Here is a 17,263-nt window from a genome sequence, read left to right as displayed (position 1 = left end):
TAAACTGGATTAACCCAGCCACACATCTAAAAACAGCATAATCACCAGCCCCATCGCCAAACCGAAGGTGGCTTTTTTCTGGTGCCCGCAGCGGTGGGTTTCGGGGATGATTTCGTGGCTGATGACATACAACATGGCACCGGCGGCAAACGCCAGCCCCCAGGGCAACAGTATTTGCGAAACGCTGACAATACTGGCACCAAACAGCCCACCGACGGGCTCTATAAGACCGGTCAGGGCGGCAATCGACCAGGAGCGCCATTTCGAGTAGCCCTCTCCCATCAAAGCGACCGCTACGGCCAGGCCTTCCGGCATGTTCTGTAGCCCAATACCGATCGCCAGCGGCATGCCGCCTTCTAAACCATTGGCGCCAAAGCCGACCCCCACTGCCATTCCTTCCGGCAGATTGTGGATAGTAATGGCAAATACAAACAGCCAGACACGGCGCAATGAGGCGGCCTCAGGGCCCTCACGGCCTTGGGCAAAATGCTCATGAGGAAGGTGCTCGTTAAGCAACGCAATGGCGCCCATGCCCAGCAAAATAGCCGCACAGACAATTGCAGCGGGCACGGGGCCACCGGCATAGTAGATTTCTGCAGCGTCCAGGGCGGGGATAATCAGTGAGAAAAATGACGCCGCCAGCATTACCCCCGCCGCAAAGCCCAGCGCTAAATCGCGAAAGCCTCGACTAGGCGTTTTACCTAGCAGCACCGGTAGTGCGCCCACCGCCGTCAACAATCCGGCAATTAAGCTGCCCAAAAACCCCAGTAACAATGTATTTTCCATGGACAGCATAAACTCAATTGGCAAACAGAAAGGCATCAAAGAGAACGCCACGTTGTTGTCTAACGTGACCTCAACACGTACTTTAACGCACTAACACCTAATGAATAAATAATGATGGCCTTCATCAGCACGATGTCAGTGCGTGCCCTGGGGACATCAATAAAGGGATCCTTGTGCCTCTTTCCGCTACCTTAGCCGCCGCCCACTTTACCCAGCTACGACCTCGCTTAGTGGCCTTTGCGCGGTTGCAGCTACGTGATGCAACCGCCGCTGAAGATGCGGTACAGGAAACCTTGCTCACCGCCTTTGAGAAAAGCGCTACCTTTGAAGGTCGCTCCGAGTTCGAGACGTGGGTATTTGGCATTTTAAAGTACAAAATTCTGGATCAACTGCGTCAGCAGCGCCGTCAAGGGACTTGGCAACCGCTAGACCAGGACTTAGACGACGATACCCTTGATCGTCTATTTCAACAGGATGGTCACTGGCAGAGCGCTGCCCGCCCTAGCCACTGGGGCGAGCCTGGGCAGGTATTAGAAAACCAGCGTTTTTGGCAAGTATTTGATGCCTGCCTAATCGCCTTACCGGAAAGCATTGCACGGGTATTTACCCTGCGTGAACTCATGGGGCTTTCCACCGCTGATATCTGTAAGGAAACCGGCATTACTGAAACCAACTGCTGGGTTATCTTACACCGTGCGCGTTTGCGGCTAAGAGAGTGCTTGGATCATGGTTGGTTAAATTAGTTGAAAAGGAGCCTGATATGCTTATGTGCCGCGAAGCCACGGCGTTGATGTCCTTAAAGCAGGACAAAACCCTAACGTTACGTGAAAAGATGGCGCTGCGTATTCACCTGTCGATGTGCCAGGCCTGCCGCACCTGCGCCCGCCAATTCGACCTGTTGCATCAAGCTGGCAAACATCATCCGGCCTGCCAGTATAATTCTCGCCAAACGTTAGACGATTAGCCCCTTCAACCAGGCACTGCAAACCACCTCACGCCCCTCTTACGCTTCCCATCAGCAGAAACTTGCGTGCGCCCAACAAAAATATTATACAAAATCTATACATTGAAGTGCTTTTGTTTAGAATTTTCTCTACAATTAAAATTATACACATACTGTACAAGAAGTTAAAAGAATCGGTTGGCCTCCACTGCTTTTTCCAAATTGCTCGAACAAGCAGCTTTTCAGGTGACATCAGCTAACGCTATTTATCATGAACAGTCTGGCTAGATGCCCTGATGATTAGCCGAAACTTATGTCAAAAAACACCTAAAAACCCACAATTGCAACATTTTGTGTCATACAGATACAAAATGATGCTTACAAACCGGGACTGCTCTAACCTTGTACAAATGACTCAAATAGCCTTTTTGACAGGATTAGCAATGTTCACGCGCCTCGCTTCTAATGGTTTACACAGTGCACTGTGCCAACATACCGCTTGTATCTCTTTTACACCTGAAGGGGTTATCAAGAAGGCAAGTGAGCAATTTCTAAACGTCGTCGGTTACACCCTTGACCAAGTGAAGGGTCAACACCACCGTGTATTCTGCTTTCCTGAAGAGAGCAATAGCCAAGAGTACCGAGCGTTTTGGCAAGCACTGGCAGCAGGGCATAGTCAGCATGGCCGCTTTCGGCGTTCGGATGCCCTGGGAGAGGAAATCTGGTTAGAGGCCACCTACATACCGATCAGTAATCGGCGCGGTAAGGTTGTCGAGGTGCTCAAAATTGCCAATGACATTACCGCTGCCCACCAAGAGGCGGAACGCAAAAACGCTGTGCTAGACGCGTTAAATAGCTCCATGGCGGTGATTGAATTTACCCCCAGCGGTGAGATTCTCAATGCGAATTCAAATTTTGAGCAGGCGATGGGGTATCGAAATGATGAATTAGTGGGTGCACACCACCGAATGTTTTGTCCCGCCAACTTCTCTCAAGCCAACCCGCGTTTCTGGGAACGGCTTGCTCAAGGCGAATACATGCAGGGTAAGTTCGAGCGTTTGGATTCTCGTGGCACCAGCGTGTGGCTAGAGGCGACTTATAATCCAATTCAAGATAGCAATGGAAACGTAGTAAAAGTGGTCAAGTTCGCCACCGATATTACCCGTTCCGTTCAGGCAGCTGAATCCGCCACTCGCGCCGTCACTGCCGCCCAAAGCACCTCTTCGCAAACAGAGCAGATCGCCCAAAACGGTCTTAGCCACCTACAGCGGGTGGTACGTGACTCTGAGCAGGCGGCGCTAACCTTGGCTGAAGCGCAGCAGCTAATCGCTGCGCTTAACAAGCAGGCACAGAGTATCAATAGCATTACCGAGTCAATTGCCAAAATCGCCAATCAAACCAACCTGCTATCACTCAATGCAGCGATAGAAGCCGCACGTGCAGGCGAACAGGGTCGCGGGTTTGCGGTGGTCGCTAGCGAGGTGCGCCGCTTGGCCAAAGGGTCGAGTGAAGCGGTGGAGGATATTACTCGGGTACTGAAAGAGAACAGCGCCTTAGTGGAACGCACTACCCAGGCCATGCAACAGGTAGTGGAACAAGGCAAATCGAGCCAAGTCAGCGTTGGTGAAATTGAAATTATCGTCAATGAGATACTCACCGGGGCGCGCAGTGTTTCGACCTCGATTGAGCAGCTGGCTCTCGAATCCGCTTGATGGCGCAATGCAAAAGCCAGCGCATCGGCGCTGGCTTTTCGCTTTTCATACCACTCTTGATTAACGCAGCGGCGTCTTACGCAGGTAGGGCAAAACTGTTTCGTAATCGCCATACTTTTGCTTGGCATCCGCGTCAGAGACGCTAGGCGGAATAATCACGTCCTGACCTATTGTCCAATCAGCCGGGGTAGCAACGCCGTGTTTCGACGTGGTTTGCAGCGCATCCAGAGCACGTAGGATTTCCGCAAAGTTGCGCCCTACGGTCATTGGATAGGTCATGGATAGCTTCAGCTGCTTATCCGGCCCAATAATAAATACCGAGCGCACCGTGGCGCTGTCTGCCGGTGTACGCCCATCAGGCAGGTAGGCATCTTCCGGCAGCATGTCATAAAGCTTTGACACCGTTAGGCCGTCATCGGCGATGATCGGAAAATCGACCTCACTGCCGCTAACGGTTTGGATGTCATTGCCCCAGCGTTTGTGGTCTTCAACGCCATCCACGGAAACACCGATTACTTTGGTACCGCGTTTCTTCCACTCGGCACTCAGCTGCGCAACGGCACCGAATTCCGTCGTGCAAACCGGGGTGAAGTCTTTAGGATGTGAAAACAGGATCGCCCAGCTATCACCAATCCAGTCATGAAAACGAATCGGCCCTTGGCTAGTCTCCGCTTCGAAATCGGGCACGACGGCATTAATACGTAATGACATGCTTTCCTCCTTAATGGGCATTGGGTGCCCTAATAGCTTAATTGACTTACAGCACCTTCACTATAGATCATTTTGCGCTAAGACAGCGAGTCGTAACACAACGTTCAATCGCTCAGCCAAGCGAAGCCCAACGGCGCCAAAGCCTGAATATAACTAGCTGTAAAAAAGCAGAACGGCGCCCAAAGGCGCCGCTTTAGATCAACAAACAGTGAGGCCCTTGTTAGGGATTACTCTTCTGCTGTGGCGTCTTTATCTTCCCGCTTAACCCGCTTGATCCACTGCTGTTTTGCGTAGTGGCGTAAATTGGCCACGTTGTCGGTCTCATCGACAATATCTTGTCCCAAAATGGTTTCGATAATGTCTTCTAACGTGATTAAACCTACAAAGGTACCGTGCTCGTCGTAGACCACCCGCATGTGCAGGTGATCTTTCAGCATAGAAGTGAATACCTGCTCAACGTTATGTGAGACGTCCACGCTGCCGATCGGATGCATCAGCTCGCGCATCGTTTTGGCATCGTCGGCGTGGTACATATCCGCTTTATGTACATAGCCAAAGGCTTGCTCACCGTTGTCCATCACCGGGAAACGCGTGAACGGCGCTTTGCCATACTGTTCATCGAACGTTTTCACGGTCATGTCCGGTAGCACGGTTTCACATACCGTGCGCGGGGTCATCGCTTTGCTAACCACGATATCGTGCAGGTTTAGCATATTTATAATGGTGCGCGACTCGTCCGCATCCAGCACCTTCTCTTCTAGTCCGACGCGGGCCAGTACTTTAATTTCATCGCGGAGATCAACATCGTGCTCCGACTTACCTAGTCGGCGAGTGATCTGCTCCGACATCCAGATAAAAGGCAGCAGGCCTATAATCATCGGCTTTAAAAAACGTGGCAGAAACGGTGATAAACCGCGCCAGTAAGTCGCGCCAATAGTCTTTGGGATAATTTCCGACAGTATCAAAATCAGCATCGTCATTACTGCTGAGACAATGGCAATAGAGGCTTCACCAAACACGATCGCGGCCTGAGCACCTACCGCTGTAGCCCCCACGGTATGGGCAATCGTATTAAGCGTCAAAATAGCCGCAAGCGGCCGGTCGATATTGGTTTTCAGCTTGGTCAGCGAGGCGTGTAGCTTGGGGTTATCTTCTTTTAGCTTCGCAATATAGCTGGGCGTTATAGAGAGAAGAGCTGCTTCGAGTATGGAACACAAAAAAGACAGGGCAATCGCTAGTGTAGCAATCGAGATCAGGAGGAACATGGTCGCCTAGGGTGATGGGTTATAAGGCGTTTATAGGAGCATGGCTAATCTTTGTCAATAAATGTTTTTAATCGCAATAAAAGAGCCAGCACGTCTATTTGCTGGCCAAGAGATAGAAACAGTTAACACCTTTACATCAGCACTCAGACCACATTCTAACCAAGTTATTATAAGTACCTGTTAGTTGCACAAGCTCGGTGCTCTGCTCGCCATATTGAGCACGCAGCTTACGCAGCGATGTATCCATCTCATAAAGTAAGCGACGCTGCTCAGTGTCGCGGATGAGACTCTGCATAAACATGTAGCAGCCCAAGCGCTCCCCTTTGGTCACCGGGGTGACTTCATGCAGCGAGCCTGATGGATATGCCACCAGGCTGCCTGCGGGTAATTTCACCGTTTGTTCACCAAAGGTGTCGATGATTTTTAACTCACCGCCTTCGTATTCATCCGGTTCTGACAAAAACAGCGTGGCCGACACATCGGTACGCAGGTAGCTGCCATCAGGCAGCGAGCGCAGCGTACTGTCGATATGTTTGCCGTAGTGGCTATCTTCAACGGTGTAACGGTTAAAGTTGGGCGGGATGATCTTAAACGGCATCACCGCGCTCATCAGCTCAGGAGTACGATTAAGCGCTCGCATCACAAGTACGCGCAGCTCTCTAAGCACCTCAGAGCCTTCAGGCATTTGCAGATTCTTTTTCACCTGTTTGGCCTGCGGGCCGGCACTGATTCCACGCGCCCACTCGGCACTGTGCAACTGGCGGCGCACCGCCGCCAGTTCTTCAGGTGTCAGAATATTTTCAAAACTGACAATCATAATGTCACCTGATTAAACGCTAATGCTTAAAAGTCGTAGCGTAGCGTGGCAATAACATGACGGCCCGGCCCGGGGATGCCTTGAGCACCGCCTTCCGCCAACTGGGAGATATACTCTTTATCCGCTAGGTTAAAGCCATTAATACGCAGCTGTAGCTCCTCATTAAAGCGGTATGCGGTCGACGCATGGAGCAACGTGTAGCTATCAATTTCCACCTGCCGACGGCGTGCTCCCGGCTCAGACGCGACGTTATTGACCTGATCAGCGACGTACTCCATGCCCCCACCGATGCTCCACTGAGAGGTAACGGCGTAATCGCTCCACAGGTTAAACGTATGCTCAGGCGTACCGCCTAGGCGTGAACCTACTTCCCATGGGTTATTAGAGCTAAGCACCTCGGAGTCCATAAAGGTATAGCTGGTATATAGTTTCCATTCGGGCGTCAGGCTACCCATGGCACCAATTTCAAAGCCTTCTACACGCTGCTCGCCATCCAGCACGTTGAGCAGGTCACCGCCACCCACAGCGGGGGTACGCGCATTGGTTTTATCGGTGCGAAACAGTGCCGCGCTGACTAACAGGTTATCCGCAACATTCCACTTGGTGCCCAACTCATAAGCCACCGTTTGCTCGGGGTCGGTATTGAAAGCATCGAGATCGACAATGTCTTCTCGGTTACCGGTTAAGGCGCTGCCACCCCCGGCAAGCTGGACAAGACCGCGGTCAAAAGTGCCGGTGACATCGAACGACGTCCCTACCGAGGCATACAGCGTGCCGTTATCGGTGGGTTTGAACACCAGGCCAAGATTACCGCTCCATTCACTGTCGGTACGCGAAATTGGGCCTATTGGGTCTTCCCAGCCGTAATCCATCGCGGTTGATTCAACGTGATCCCAGCGCACCCCGGCATGTAAATCCCACTGCGGCGAAAAGGCGATGGTATCTAATGCATAAAGGCCAAGCTGCTCAGACTCCAAGCGGTGACGGGTGCCATCATAGGGCACTTCCGGCCGGGTACGGCGTGTGGGGTTATAAAGATTAGTGGCTGGGCCTCTAACGTCGGGGCGGCGACGGTTTTCAATATCGACATAGCCAACTTCCGCACCCAGCACTAAATCATGCTTCAGCGAGCCTGTATCGAAGTTGACGGTTAAGTCCGTTTGGTTGAAGAACGACGTATCCGTTTGGTCGCGTGGTTTTAAATCGCCGCGCACCTGAACCTGGGAAAAATCACCGCTGCCAAAGGCTGCTTCAGGAACAATTAAACGCGGCGATGAGGTTAATGAATCATTTTCGACCCGACTTACCCGCAGTTGGTTACGCAGACTCAGGCTATCGCTAAATCGGTGTTCAACGGCAAGCCCTAGCTGGTTAACATCGATATCTTGGTAGTCATCGACATGGCCAAAATAGTCGCTGTAATCAATGCCTGGCGGCAATGCTCCCGTATAGTAGCCGTCGCTGGCACGCTGGCCGCCCGAGGTACGCCCATTGGAGCCCAGCTGACTGGTGTCGCCACTAAACCCTTCCCGATCAATGGGGATACCTTGGTCGGGTGTATTGTTTTGCCGAGTATGTAAAAAGTCGACTTCAACCTGGGTATCGCTTTCAAGGCCCCAGACATAGGCGGCGTAAACACCCTGTCGCTCTTGATCCACCACGTCCCGGCCAGGATTGTCTTGCGTGTGGCTCATCACATTCAGACGCAGCGCGCTGTTATCGTCGATACGCCGGTTAAAATCACCGGTGACACGAAACAACTCATCAGACCCAACGGAGGTTTCCAAACGGTTGCGGTCTTCCATCAAAGGCTGTTTAGTGACGAAGTTAATCGTACCACCCGCAGAACCACGGCCAGAGAACGCAGAGTTAGGCCCTTTAATCACTTCGATTTGATCAACGTAGAACGGATCGCGGAAATAATTACCCAAATCCCGCGAGCCGTTCACATTGATATCGTCGCGGGCATTAAAGCCACGAATCTTCAGTTGGTCTCCACCGGGCGGATTGCCCTCCCCGGCCTGCAGGCTGATGCCCGACACGTTGCGTAACGCATCGCGTAACTCGGTAACGTTCTGGTCTTCGAGTAGATCGCTCGTCAGCACTGTAACGATACGGGGAGTTTCCAGCACATCCCGCTGATACTTCACACTATCCATAAAGGTGCCACGGTAGCCGGTTACCGTTACGGTATTCAGCTCCGCCGCTGGGGCATCGTCGGATTGCGCCTGTGCATTGACGCTCATCGCGGTCAGCATGCAGGCACTGGCGGCGAGCAGCTTACGATTAAACGAGAAATAGCGGGGCTTGGAAGCGAGCGTTTCAATCGCGCAGGGTAGCGCCTTTTTCTTAATAGTTAGCATGCTTTTTTATTCCCTTAGATGAATCTTATTAACGTCGATGAGCCAACCCAGACGTTTCCACCGCTGTTCCACTAAAGGGAATGCCGTGTTGTTTTATTTGCGGCAAAACTACCAAAAGGTAATCACTATGTAAATAAAAACAATTTATATTTACATAAGGGAATCGTAATTAATACTTTAGCTAAGTAGCTAATTAACAAGCTAATTAATTAAGTGTAGAAATAGCTGAAGGATATATATGCGTAAAAGCTTAGTTAACAACAATGCATATTAACGAGGCCAATCAGCAAGGGGAGATTGAAGCGTGAGCTTATTAGAAGAGCACTCTATATAGATGCTTTTACCGATTGCGTGTTCTCAACCTCAAGCCCTAAGCGGCAGCGCAGCGCCAATAGCGATGAAGATGCCGCCGCAGGTGCGGTTGAATCCGCGGCCCACGCGCTTTAACCAGTGACGAATACGGTTGGCCATATTGGCGAGCAAACCTTCTACAACGCACTCGATAACGACAAAGGTGCCAGCCAGCAGGAAAAATTGCAGCATCAAGCTGCTTTGCGGGTCGATAAACTGAGATAGAAAAGCGCTGAAAAACAGCAGTACTTTGGGGTTGGTAATCGATGCCAGTACGCCTTGGCGATAAAGCTGCCAGCCGCTTGCTTGGCCTGCCTTCATATCAAGCTCGCCAGTAATCGGCGGTGAGCGCCATACCTGAATCCCCAGCCAAATAAGATAGGCCCCGCCGACCCACTTCAGCACTGTCAGCCATACCACCGACGACTTAAGCAGCGCCCCAATCCCAAACATGCACAGGGCAATAATTAGCATAAACCCTGTCGCACCGCCGATGATGGTAAACAGGGTTTTACGGCTGCCATGCATGGCGCCGTGGGTCAGCGCCAGCAGACCGTTAGGCCCGGGTGAAAGCGACAGGCCAATGCAGGCAATTAGGTATAAAAGCCAAGTGTCCAACAACATATTGGTGCCTCACCCTTGGAAAATGCGTGCGTTGTGCCAGCATGTCACCGTTGGTGGGCGTTATCCATTCGTTAATGCCCAGACAATAAAAACGCCTCCCCTGCTATATCTGACACAAGGAAGGCGTTTTGATGACTACGCTAGCAGTTTCACATAACGCTTAAGCAAATACTTCAGTCCACTCGCTGCGCTTGGCGAGCAGGTTACGGGCCAGTTCCTGGGCACCTTCCAAGCTGTGGCTGGCGGCCCAACCGCACTGCATTTCATTGCAGGCAGGTACTTCGGTGGCTTCTAGCACATCGTTCAGAGTTTGTTCGATGATGGTGATCACGCCGTCGTAGTCGTCGTGGTTGATCATCGCGATATAGAAGCCGGTTTGGCAGCCCATGGGGCTTATATCAACCACTTTATCGGTGTGATTGCGCGACAGCTCAGCCATTAAGTGCTCAAGGGAGTGCAGCGCGGGCATATCCATATGCGCTTTGTTGGGCTGGCAGATACGCAGGTCGTATTTATGGATACGATCGCCATTCTGGCCTTCCTTGATATCGGCTAACCGTACGTACGGGGCTTTTACCTTAGTGTGATCCAGGTTAAAGCTCTCAACGTTCATCTTTTTATCGGTCATGTTAGCTCCTTCTTAGCTTATACCTTGGGCGCGTCAAAATTCCATGGCTCATCGGTGTAAACGCACACATTGGCGTCTTCGATATCGCCATCCGGTGCTTCCACGTGTTTGGCAAAGAAGTCTTGAATCTCTTTGCGCTGGCAGTGCGCTTCAAACTCTTCACGACTGGCCCAGATTTCATGAAAAACAATCGGGTAACTGGTGCCCTGGGCGAAGGGATTATCGATCTGCCGGGTCACGGTGTAGTGAATGCACGCGTCTTCACGGTGGGTATTCGGCTCTAACGACTGAAGCGCTTTGAATACCGCTTCTTCTTTACCCGGTTTGGGTTTAAAACCGGCAACACAGTAAATTTTTTCTGACATGCTCATCTCCTAAGTCGTTAAGCGTGCGTCATTATGCGGCTTGTCGACGTAGGTTAACAACCTAGCGGATGATGCGTTCCGCCAATGTCTCTAGATCGGTAGCCGTCATATCCGGCTCGACTCCCCATGGGTCAAAGGGGGCATCTGAGCTGCGGCGTATCCAGGCACTGCGTAACCCTGCATGGGCGGCGCCAATCACATCAAAGGAGTTACTGGACACTAGCCATGTGTGCTCTGGGCGCGTCTCTAAGCGACTACGCAGATGAGAGTAAACCGCTGGGTCTGGCTTAAAGCGTTTTACCTCATCGGCGCTGATCACATCGTCCATATGGCTCTCAACGCCCGCCCGCGTTAGCAGTTTGGACACGGCTTCTGCGGTGCCGTTCGAAAATGCCACGCAGCGTATGCCCGCATCACGAAGCTGATCGAGCGCAGGTATTACATCACCAAAAGCGGGCAGTTCACCGTACACCGCCATCAGATGGTCATGATCGTTATCCGAAAGCCCTGTTTGCAGGGCGCGGTCGACAAACACCAGCGCTTCGCGGGTACACTCCGAAAACGGCACGTAGGCGCCCATCAGGCCATGACGAAAGCTGTATTCCAGCTGTTTTTCCCGCCAGCGGCGGGCAAAGTCAACTGCTTTGGAAGCATCCGTTAAGCGGCGCTCCAGTTCAACCGTAACGCCCTGAGTATCAATCAGCGTACCGTATACATCGAAGGCTAAGACCGGCTGCATCAGTGGCTACTCCTTAACTATTAAATGACTTATAACGCTCTCAAGCGTCATGCTATTAAGCATAGCTGCCCCTTTCAAAAACAGAAACGCCGCTGCACAGGCAGCGGCGCTCATAAGGCTTCAAGCTGTTATTAAACGGTAAATGCCGCCTCTTGCTGGCCAGTTTTCAGATCGCCGGAACGAACCAGTTCATCGGTCACCCGGTCGATGGCACGCTTGGCACGGCCAATCATCTCGTCCACTTCATCACGGTTGATGGTCAGCGGCGGTGCGAAACCGAGAATATCGCCCTGGGGCATGGCACGAGCAATCAGATTCTCTTCCATGGCGGCAGCGGCAACTCGGGGGCCAACTTTGAGGGCCGGGTCGAAATGCAGGCGCTGCTTGGCATCTGGCGAGAATTCCAACGCTGCCATTAGGCCAACGCCACGTACGTCGCCTAGCAGCGGGTGACCTCCAAAGTGAGCCTTTAGCTGCTGCTGGAAGTAACTGCCGGTTTCTGCCGCGTTACCGACCAGGTTTTCACGTTCAATGATATCCAGGTTGGCAAGGCCCGCTGCGCAGCCCAAAGCGTGACCGGAGTAAGTCCAGCCATGGCCGATGGGTCCGTATTCACCGGTGCCCTGTTCAAGTACCTGCCAGACTTTCTCACCGACAATCACGCCAGAAAGCGGCTGATAGGCGCTGGTGAGGCCTTTGGCGATAGTGACCAGATCAGGCTTCATATTGTAGTGGTGGCTGCCGAAATCAGAGCCAGTACGGCCAAAACCACACACCACTTCATCGGCAATTAGTAGCACGTCGTATTTCGCCAGCACGCTTTGAATGGCATCCCAGTAGCCTTCCGGCGGCGGTACGATACCGCCAGTACCCAGCACCGGCTCGCCGATAAAGGCGGCCACGGTATCCGGGCCTTCTTCCAGAATCATCGCTTCCAGTTTCTCGGCACAAAACGCGGAGAACTCGAGCTCGGTCATACCGTGCTGTTCAGCGGCACGCAGGTAGTAGTGCGGCGCTTCGGTATGACGAATGGTGTCGATGGGCAGATCGAAGTGGTCGTGGAACGCTTTTAGGCCGGTTAACGAACCCGAGGCGATGCCCGAGCCGTGATAACCGCGCATGCGTGAGATGACCTTTTTCTTCTGCGGGCGACCCAGCACGTTGTTGTAGTAACGCACGATCTTGAGCTGTGTTTCGTTGGCATCCGAGCCGGACATGCCGTAGTAGACCTTGGACATGTTCATGCCAGCGATTTTCAGAATGCGCTCGGAAAGCTCAATCTGCGGCTCGTTGGAGTGCCCCACATAAGTGTGGTAGTAAGAGAGCTCTAAGGCTTGCTTGTAGATCGCCTCGGCGACTTCAGTGCGACCATAGCCAATATTGACGCAGTAAAGCCCAGCGAAGCCGTCGATAAACTCGCGGCCATCTTTATCCACGATATTGATGCCTTTACCGCCGGTAATTACGCGGCCCGGCGAATCGCCATGGGCGAAATCACGCAGGTGGGTAGAGGCGTGAAAAGTGACTTTACGGTCGCGTTCGATTAAATCCTGATGCAAGCTCATAGCGTTCTCTCTATACAGTAAACCTCCCCAATGTTTGGGGAGGGCATTTTAAAGGTTTGCTTACGGCTGGGAATAAAAGCGCCGCTAGCTACCGGAGACGGAACCCAGCGCGCCCAGGCAGTAATACTTCGTTTCCAGATACTCATCGATGCCGGTAGCGCCGCCTTCACGGCCAAGGCCAGACTGCTTTACGCCGCCAAACGGCACTGGCGGGCCGGTCATCTTAACGGAGTTGACGCTGACCATGCCGTATTCCAGCGCGCGCATTAGCTTCCAGATGCGGCGAATATCGTGGGTGTAGATGTACGCAGCGAGGCCGTACTCGGTGTCGTTGGCCATCTCAATCACTTCGTCATCGGTGCTGTAAGCGGTAATACCAGCCACCGGCGCGAAGTTCTCTTCCCGCCATACCTTCATTTTTGGCGTTACGCCGGTCAGCATCACCGGCATAAAGAAGTTCTCACCGGGCGCCTGGCTTTGATCACCACCGATCATAGTGGCACCCTTGGAAACAGCGTCATCGACAATCGCGGCCGCTTTTTCCACCGCCTGGCGGTGAATCAGCGGGCCAAGATCAATCTCACTCTGCAACCCGTTGCCCAAGGTTAGCGCCAGCATACGCTCGCTGAAATACTCGACAAATTCATCATGGATGGATTCGTGAACCAGAATACGGTTGGCGGCCAAGCAGTCCTGCCCCGCGGTTTGGAACTTGGCGTCGATTGCTGCGAAGGCCGCCTCTTTAGGATCCATATCTGGCCCCACGATAAAGGGCGCGTTGCCACCTAATTCCAGGGAGAGCCGCTTGACGGTGTTGGCGCTCTGCTCAATGAGCAGGCGACCGACTCGGGTGGAACCGGTGAATGACAACGCCCGAATGCGCGACTCAGCGCAGAGAATCTTCGAGACTTCCGCCGGGTCGCCCAGCACCACGTTGAAAATCCCCGCTGGAATCCCCGCACGCTCGGCCAACTCCGCCAGCGCTAAAGCAGAATATGGCGTTTCATTGGCGGGTTTGACGATCACCGGGCAGCCCGCCGCCAGCGCCGCAGCGGCTTTACGGGTAATCATCGCCAGCGGGAAGTTCCACGGCGTAATCATCGCCGCAATGCCGACCGGCTCTTTAATGGTACCGAGTGATGCGTTGGGGATATGGCTAGGAATAGTTTCGCCGTAAGTACGTTTACCTTCTTCAGCGAACCAGCGCACGAAGCTGGCACCGTACTCGACCTCACCACGGGCATCGGGCAGCGGCTTGCCCTGCTCCAGCGTCATGATGGTAGCCAGGTCTTCGCGGTTGGCTTGAATCAAGTCATACCATGCCAACAGTTTCTCGCAACGCTCATCCGCGCGCAGTGCCCGCCACTGCACAAATGCGTCTTCCGCGGCATCGACCGCAGCGGTAATCTGCTCGGCTTCTAAAAGCGGGATATGGCCAATCACTTCATTGGTAGCGGGGTCGTACACCGCCTCTTCGCGACCGCCTTCCCCGTGGGTCCACTTGCCGTTCACGTAGGCGTACTGCCGGAACAGACGCGGATCTTCCAGGCGCTTGGCGAGCGTGGTCGAAAGTGTGGTCATGGGAACCTCTCCTTAAATGCAGTCAGGCTAACCTAGCGCTGCAGAAACTGTGTGGCATTGCTAGCAAGCGCTCATTAGCCTTGCCCTCGAATGCCCCCAGGTTAACGGAGAGGAGCCACGAAGTGTTTTTGAAAAGACTGCGTAAAATTGCATTTTTTTTTGTAAACGAAGTATAAACAGACTTTTTTTCTGCCGTTACTCCACGCCTTTATTATTACGGATATACGCTTATTGCTTCATTGCCGGGCAACTAATTGCCCGGATTTCATCGACCTTTTTAAGCTGTATAACATTGACATGTGAAACTAAAATCACCTATAAAGCCTCTTTTATAAGGATCTTCACCATACTTCATTAAGGACGAAATCATGAGTGCATCTCAATTCGACAAAATGATCCAGGACTCGCAAGATACTGTTAAGGCTTCCAAAGCCAAGATATCTGCAGTGACATCGCAATTGGACACCGCGCGAGAAAAAATTGAGGCTGGTGAAGATATTGGTCTTGATATCGAGAATGCCACTCTTGATGATGTGCAGGCTCACGCTGATCTGATGAACGCCAACATCGCCGAACTTATTATGGGTTTGGACGATACCACCGCGGCATTTTCGAAAGATTTTGACGGCATGCGTTCGAAATCAAGCTGGGAAAACTTTGTCGGTATTTTCAGTAAAGGAAAGTCTGAATCACTGCGTCAAGAGCGTATTCGTGGTGCAAATATCGACGATAAGCTGCAAGACCTGATTTCTAAATCAGACATTATTGTCAGCCTATTAAAAGACCAGCTAGAAACATTACAAGAACAGCAGGAAAAAGTTCAACAAAACCTCACTTCCACTCTTGACGACCGCGAGGCGACGGTACACGAGCTTGAAGCCGCTCGCGCTGAGTTAGTGAAACTTGACCCAGCAATTGTTGAGTTGGAAAACAAAATCTCTGTAGAGCAGGATGCTACTTCACGCACCCAGCTTGAATCTGAACTGGCCGGTCTGAACGAAAAATATAATGCGCTGGTACAGCTAGAGCAGGTCAAAATCGCGAAATCTCAGACGCTTGAGCGCTATGTCGAAAAGGGTAAAACCTGGGTCGATAGCTTGCAAAACCAAGCGGCTACCCAAATGGTGCTAATCAATAAACTACAGACGGATACCCAGCAGCGCGTTGTGCTTTATGACGCACTGACGAAGTCGCTCAAAACGGCCCAGCAACAGGAAGTCGCCCACCGCATCAACGAAATCGGTGTTGAGACCGACAAGGAAGCACAAACAGCGATGGCGGGTATTGGTGCAGCTACAAATCAGCGCATGGCCGACATGATGGAAGCGCATGAAGACAGCATGGTATTTGCTCGCGACATTATTGAGAAAAAAGCCAAAGCCGACGACCGTTTTGCCCGTCGTTTCTCCGCCATCGTTGAGAAGCATGATAAGAACCTGTACGGGGGCTAATCTTCGCCCAATCTTTGCCCCCAACACAGCTTATTAACAGAGTGATCAATCAGCATTGGGTGAATACCACCCAATGCGCCGATTGGCGCTCTTAGTCAACGAAAGGATGATCGAGAACACGCCTGTTCTCGAGAGGGAAACCAATGACAGAGCTTAGCCGCGATCATACTGACTTGGCAGACCCTTTTGCCTCGCGTCGTTATTTTCGCAAGTTCGAGCATATTATCCATTACCTCGCTAGAACTGCGGTCACGCTGCAGGCAGAAGGAAGGCTTACCAAAACCAATGCCAAGGTATTAACGGACTATCTAATTAGACTGAACCGTACTTTTAAGGCATTGAGCATGAAATATCTACTCGTCGGCAATGAGCAAGGCCCTCCGATGGATAGCCTGACGATGGATAAGCGGGACAGCGGCTTCCCGGTGGCATCCGAACTGTTAACCATGGGCAATGATGTTCATCAAGCGGCGCTTCATCTTGCCAGCCTGCCTTCTGAGAAGTCCCTGAAGAAGCAAATGCTTCACACCATTCTTACTGAACGACAAACACCCACCAAGCTACAGTTTGCGCTGTCGCAGCGTCTTTACTATGAGACGCTGACGAAAGGCGGCCTGTTTTGGGCACGCAATGATCCAAGCCTTGTTTGGCAGGGCACCAGCGACAATGGCCGCCGCCAATTCCTTATCCATTGGGCGGTTTACGACAGCCAAGTCAACCTACCCGTCATCTATTTGGTAGAGCTGGAAGATAGTGGCAAGACGCCCCTGCCCCAGGATCAAAGCCGTTGGCCCCAGGTGCAGTCACATCTTATGTCGCAATCTTTAGTGGGTTTGAAGCTACTTACTATCGCGCAGGGCTTCGATAAGGATTTCAGTGACCTTCACCCCAAACAGTTGAGCCGCTACCACCTAGGCCCGATGTACTCGTCGGCTTATACCGAGCAGTCAGGCCCCTTGCATCAAGTGCTTGAACAGGCAGCTACCCAGGAGGGCCAAGACTGGGCGCTCGCTTGGACGCTTGAAGAATTAAATAGCGAACAGGTGCGCGAGGAGCGCGCTGGTTGGTTCAGCAAAGTAGAGCGCGAAGTTTTTGCCCTTGACCCCTTCGGCAGTCGAGGAGTTGATACCGGTGCCACGCGCACAGAGCGCGCCATTATATTGCCGCAGCACCCTTTTCAAGTGCTTGCCGAGCTTGATCCCCCTGGCTTTCTAGATGTGCGCAAGTTTGTGGTTAGCCCGAAGGGGCAAGTACTGAGTTACTAAATTACCGCAAATCAAAATTACCGATCCTGGCGCCCACAGATACAAGCAGCAATGTTGCGCGCTAACGGTATTGAAGCAATGTCATTAGGGCAGGATA

The 17,263-nt window shown here is 52.3% G+C and carries 16 protein-coding genes; 5 read left to right on the top strand and 11 right to left on the bottom strand.

Annotated elements, in window-relative coordinates; all coding sequences use genetic code 11:
* Positions 1 to 9: 9 nt before the first annotated feature.
* Positions 10 to 786, bottom strand: coding sequence for a ZIP family metal transporter (locus A6R74_RS09680; protein ID WP_064234446.1), 777 nt, complete (start codon positions 784 to 786; stop codon positions 10 to 12).
* Positions 787 to 959: 173 nt separating this feature from the next.
* Here A6R74_RS09680 and A6R74_RS09675 point away from each other — a divergent pair, with 173 nt between their 5' ends.
* From A6R74_RS09675 to A6R74_RS09665, 3 genes are all read left to right on the top strand, one after another.
* Positions 960 to 1,529, top strand: coding sequence for a sigma-70 family RNA polymerase sigma factor (locus A6R74_RS09675; RefSeq protein WP_064234301.1), 570 nt, complete (start codon positions 960 to 962; stop codon positions 1,527 to 1,529).
* A gap of 17 nt (positions 1,530 to 1,546) precedes the next feature.
* Positions 1,547 to 1,750 carry a zf-HC2 domain-containing protein gene (locus A6R74_RS09670; protein WP_064234300.1) on the top strand — a complete coding sequence of 68 codons (204 nt, stop codon included), beginning with the start codon at positions 1,547 to 1,549 and terminating at the stop codon, positions 1,748 to 1,750.
* A 422-nt stretch (positions 1,751 to 2,172) separates the two neighbouring features.
* Entirely contained in the window at positions 2,173 to 3,441 is a 1,269-nt protein-coding gene (locus A6R74_RS09665; RefSeq protein WP_064234299.1) for a methyl-accepting chemotaxis protein, read from the top strand.
* A gap of 60 nt (positions 3,442 to 3,501) precedes the next feature.
* On the opposite strand, the gene A6R74_RS09660 is transcribed toward A6R74_RS09665, so the two are convergent.
* The 10 genes from A6R74_RS09660 to A6R74_RS09615 all read right to left on the bottom strand — a co-directional run bounded on the left by A6R74_RS09660 (position 3,502) and on the right by A6R74_RS09615 (position 14,450).
* Positions 3,502 to 4,152, bottom strand: a complete 651-nt coding sequence (locus tag A6R74_RS09660; protein WP_064234298.1) for a peroxiredoxin — start codon at positions 4,150 to 4,152, stop codon at positions 3,502 to 3,504.
* 227 nt (positions 4,153 to 4,379) lie between these two features.
* Positions 4,380 to 5,417, bottom strand: coding sequence for a CNNM domain-containing protein (locus A6R74_RS09655; RefSeq protein ID WP_064234297.1), 1,038 nt, complete (start codon positions 5,415 to 5,417; stop codon positions 4,380 to 4,382).
* 136 nt (positions 5,418 to 5,553) lie between these two features.
* Complete coding sequence (locus A6R74_RS09650; protein WP_064234296.1) at positions 5,554 to 6,234, bottom strand: Fe2+-dependent dioxygenase; 681 nt, start codon at positions 6,232 to 6,234, stop codon at positions 5,554 to 5,556.
* 26 nt (positions 6,235 to 6,260) lie between these two features.
* A complete protein-coding gene (locus A6R74_RS09645) occupies positions 6,261 to 8,597 on the bottom strand; it encodes a TonB-dependent receptor (RefSeq protein WP_205634169.1) in 2,337 nt (778 codons plus the stop codon).
* A 363-nt stretch (positions 8,598 to 8,960) separates the two neighbouring features.
* On the bottom strand, positions 8,961 to 9,572 hold the full coding sequence (locus A6R74_RS09640; protein ID WP_064234295.1) for a LysE family translocator: 612 nt from the start codon (positions 9,570 to 9,572) through the stop codon (positions 8,961 to 8,963).
* Positions 9,573 to 9,732: 160 nt separating this feature from the next.
* Entirely contained in the window at positions 9,733 to 10,200 is a 468-nt protein-coding gene (locus A6R74_RS09635) for an S-ribosylhomocysteine lyase (RefSeq protein ID WP_007113703.1), read from the bottom strand.
* A gap of 17 nt (positions 10,201 to 10,217) precedes the next feature.
* Positions 10,218 to 10,565 (bottom strand): putative quinol monooxygenase, encoded by a 348-nt coding sequence (locus A6R74_RS09630; protein WP_022522330.1) that lies wholly within the window; start codon positions 10,563 to 10,565, stop codon positions 10,218 to 10,220.
* 61 nt (positions 10,566 to 10,626) lie between these two features.
* The gene (locus A6R74_RS09625; protein WP_064234294.1) at positions 10,627 to 11,304 is read right to left on the bottom strand and encodes a haloacid dehalogenase type II; all 678 of its coding nucleotides are present in this window, start codon (positions 11,302 to 11,304) and stop codon (positions 10,627 to 10,629) included.
* Positions 11,305 to 11,435: 131 nt separating this feature from the next.
* Positions 11,436 to 12,869 carry an aspartate aminotransferase family protein gene (locus tag A6R74_RS09620; RefSeq protein WP_064234293.1) on the bottom strand — a complete coding sequence of 478 codons (1,434 nt, stop codon included), beginning with the start codon at positions 12,867 to 12,869 and terminating at the stop codon, positions 11,436 to 11,438.
* Positions 12,870 to 12,953: 84 nt separating this feature from the next.
* Positions 12,954 to 14,450, bottom strand: a complete 1,497-nt coding sequence (locus A6R74_RS09615; protein ID WP_064234292.1) for an NAD-dependent succinate-semialdehyde dehydrogenase — start codon at positions 14,448 to 14,450, stop codon at positions 12,954 to 12,956.
* Between the two features lie 368 nt (positions 14,451 to 14,818).
* On the opposite strand from A6R74_RS09615, the gene A6R74_RS09610 reads away from it, so the two are divergent.
* Positions 14,819 to 15,901 (top strand): hypothetical protein, encoded by a 1,083-nt coding sequence (locus A6R74_RS09610; RefSeq protein WP_064234291.1) that lies wholly within the window; start codon positions 14,819 to 14,821, stop codon positions 15,899 to 15,901.
* 143 nt (positions 15,902 to 16,044) lie between these two features.
* Positions 16,045 to 17,166: a hypothetical protein gene (locus tag A6R74_RS09605; protein ID WP_064234290.1), complete on the top strand. Its 1,122-nt coding sequence runs from the start codon at positions 16,045 to 16,047 to the stop codon at positions 17,164 to 17,166.
* Positions 17,167 to 17,263: the final 97 nt, after the last annotated feature.

The sequence above is a fragment of the Halomonas sp. ALS9 genome (genome assembly GCF_001651035.1).
Classification (GTDB): domain Bacteria; phylum Pseudomonadota; class Gammaproteobacteria; order Pseudomonadales; family Halomonadaceae; genus Vreelandella.
This window is presented reverse-complemented; position numbering and strand designations above follow the sequence as displayed.

What these genes read in the sequence shown, in the direction of transcription:
- A6R74_RS09650 (WP_064234296.1), bottom strand. Translation starts at nt 6,234, where the DNA reads ATGATTGTCAGTTTTGAAAATATTCTGACACCTGAAGAACTGGCGGCG.
- A6R74_RS09665 (WP_064234299.1), top strand. Translation starts at nt 2,173, where the DNA reads ATGTTCACGCGCCTCGCTTCTAATGGTTTACACAGTGCACTGTGCCAA.
- A6R74_RS09630 (WP_022522330.1), bottom strand. Translation starts at nt 10,565, where the DNA reads ATGTCAGAAAAAATTTACTGTGTTGCCGGTTTTAAACCCAAACCGGGT.
- A6R74_RS09640 (WP_064234295.1), bottom strand. Translation starts at nt 9,572, where the DNA reads ATGTTGTTGGACACTTGGCTTTTATACCTAATTGCCTGCATTGGCCTG.
- A6R74_RS09680 (WP_064234446.1), bottom strand. Translation starts at nt 786, where the DNA reads ATGGAAAATACATTGTTACTGGGGTTTTTGGGCAGCTTAATTGCCGGA.
- A6R74_RS09615 (WP_064234292.1), bottom strand. Translation starts at nt 14,450, where the DNA reads ATGACCACACTTTCGACCACGCTCGCCAAGCGCCTGGAAGATCCGCGT.
- A6R74_RS09655 (WP_064234297.1), bottom strand. Translation starts at nt 5,417, where the DNA reads ATGTTCCTCCTGATCTCGATTGCTACACTAGCGATTGCCCTGTCTTTT.
- A6R74_RS09625 (WP_064234294.1), bottom strand. Translation starts at nt 11,304, where the DNA reads ATGCAGCCGGTCTTAGCCTTCGATGTATACGGTACGCTGATTGATACT.
- A6R74_RS09635 (WP_007113703.1), bottom strand. Translation starts at nt 10,200, where the DNA reads ATGACCGATAAAAAGATGAACGTTGAGAGCTTTAACCTGGATCACACT.
- A6R74_RS09670 (WP_064234300.1), top strand. Translation starts at nt 1,547, where the DNA reads ATGCTTATGTGCCGCGAAGCCACGGCGTTGATGTCCTTAAAGCAGGAC.
- A6R74_RS09645 (WP_205634169.1), bottom strand. Translation starts at nt 8,597, where the DNA reads ATGCTAACTATTAAGAAAAAGGCGCTACCCTGCGCGATTGAAACGCTC.
- A6R74_RS09660 (WP_064234298.1), bottom strand. Translation starts at nt 4,152, where the DNA reads ATGTCATTACGTATTAATGCCGTCGTGCCCGATTTCGAAGCGGAGACT.
- A6R74_RS09620 (WP_064234293.1), bottom strand. Translation starts at nt 12,869, where the DNA reads ATGAGCTTGCATCAGGATTTAATCGAACGCGACCGTAAAGTCACTTTT.
- A6R74_RS09605 (WP_064234290.1), top strand. Translation starts at nt 16,045, where the DNA reads ATGACAGAGCTTAGCCGCGATCATACTGACTTGGCAGACCCTTTTGCC.
- A6R74_RS09610 (WP_064234291.1), top strand. Translation starts at nt 14,819, where the DNA reads ATGAGTGCATCTCAATTCGACAAAATGATCCAGGACTCGCAAGATACT.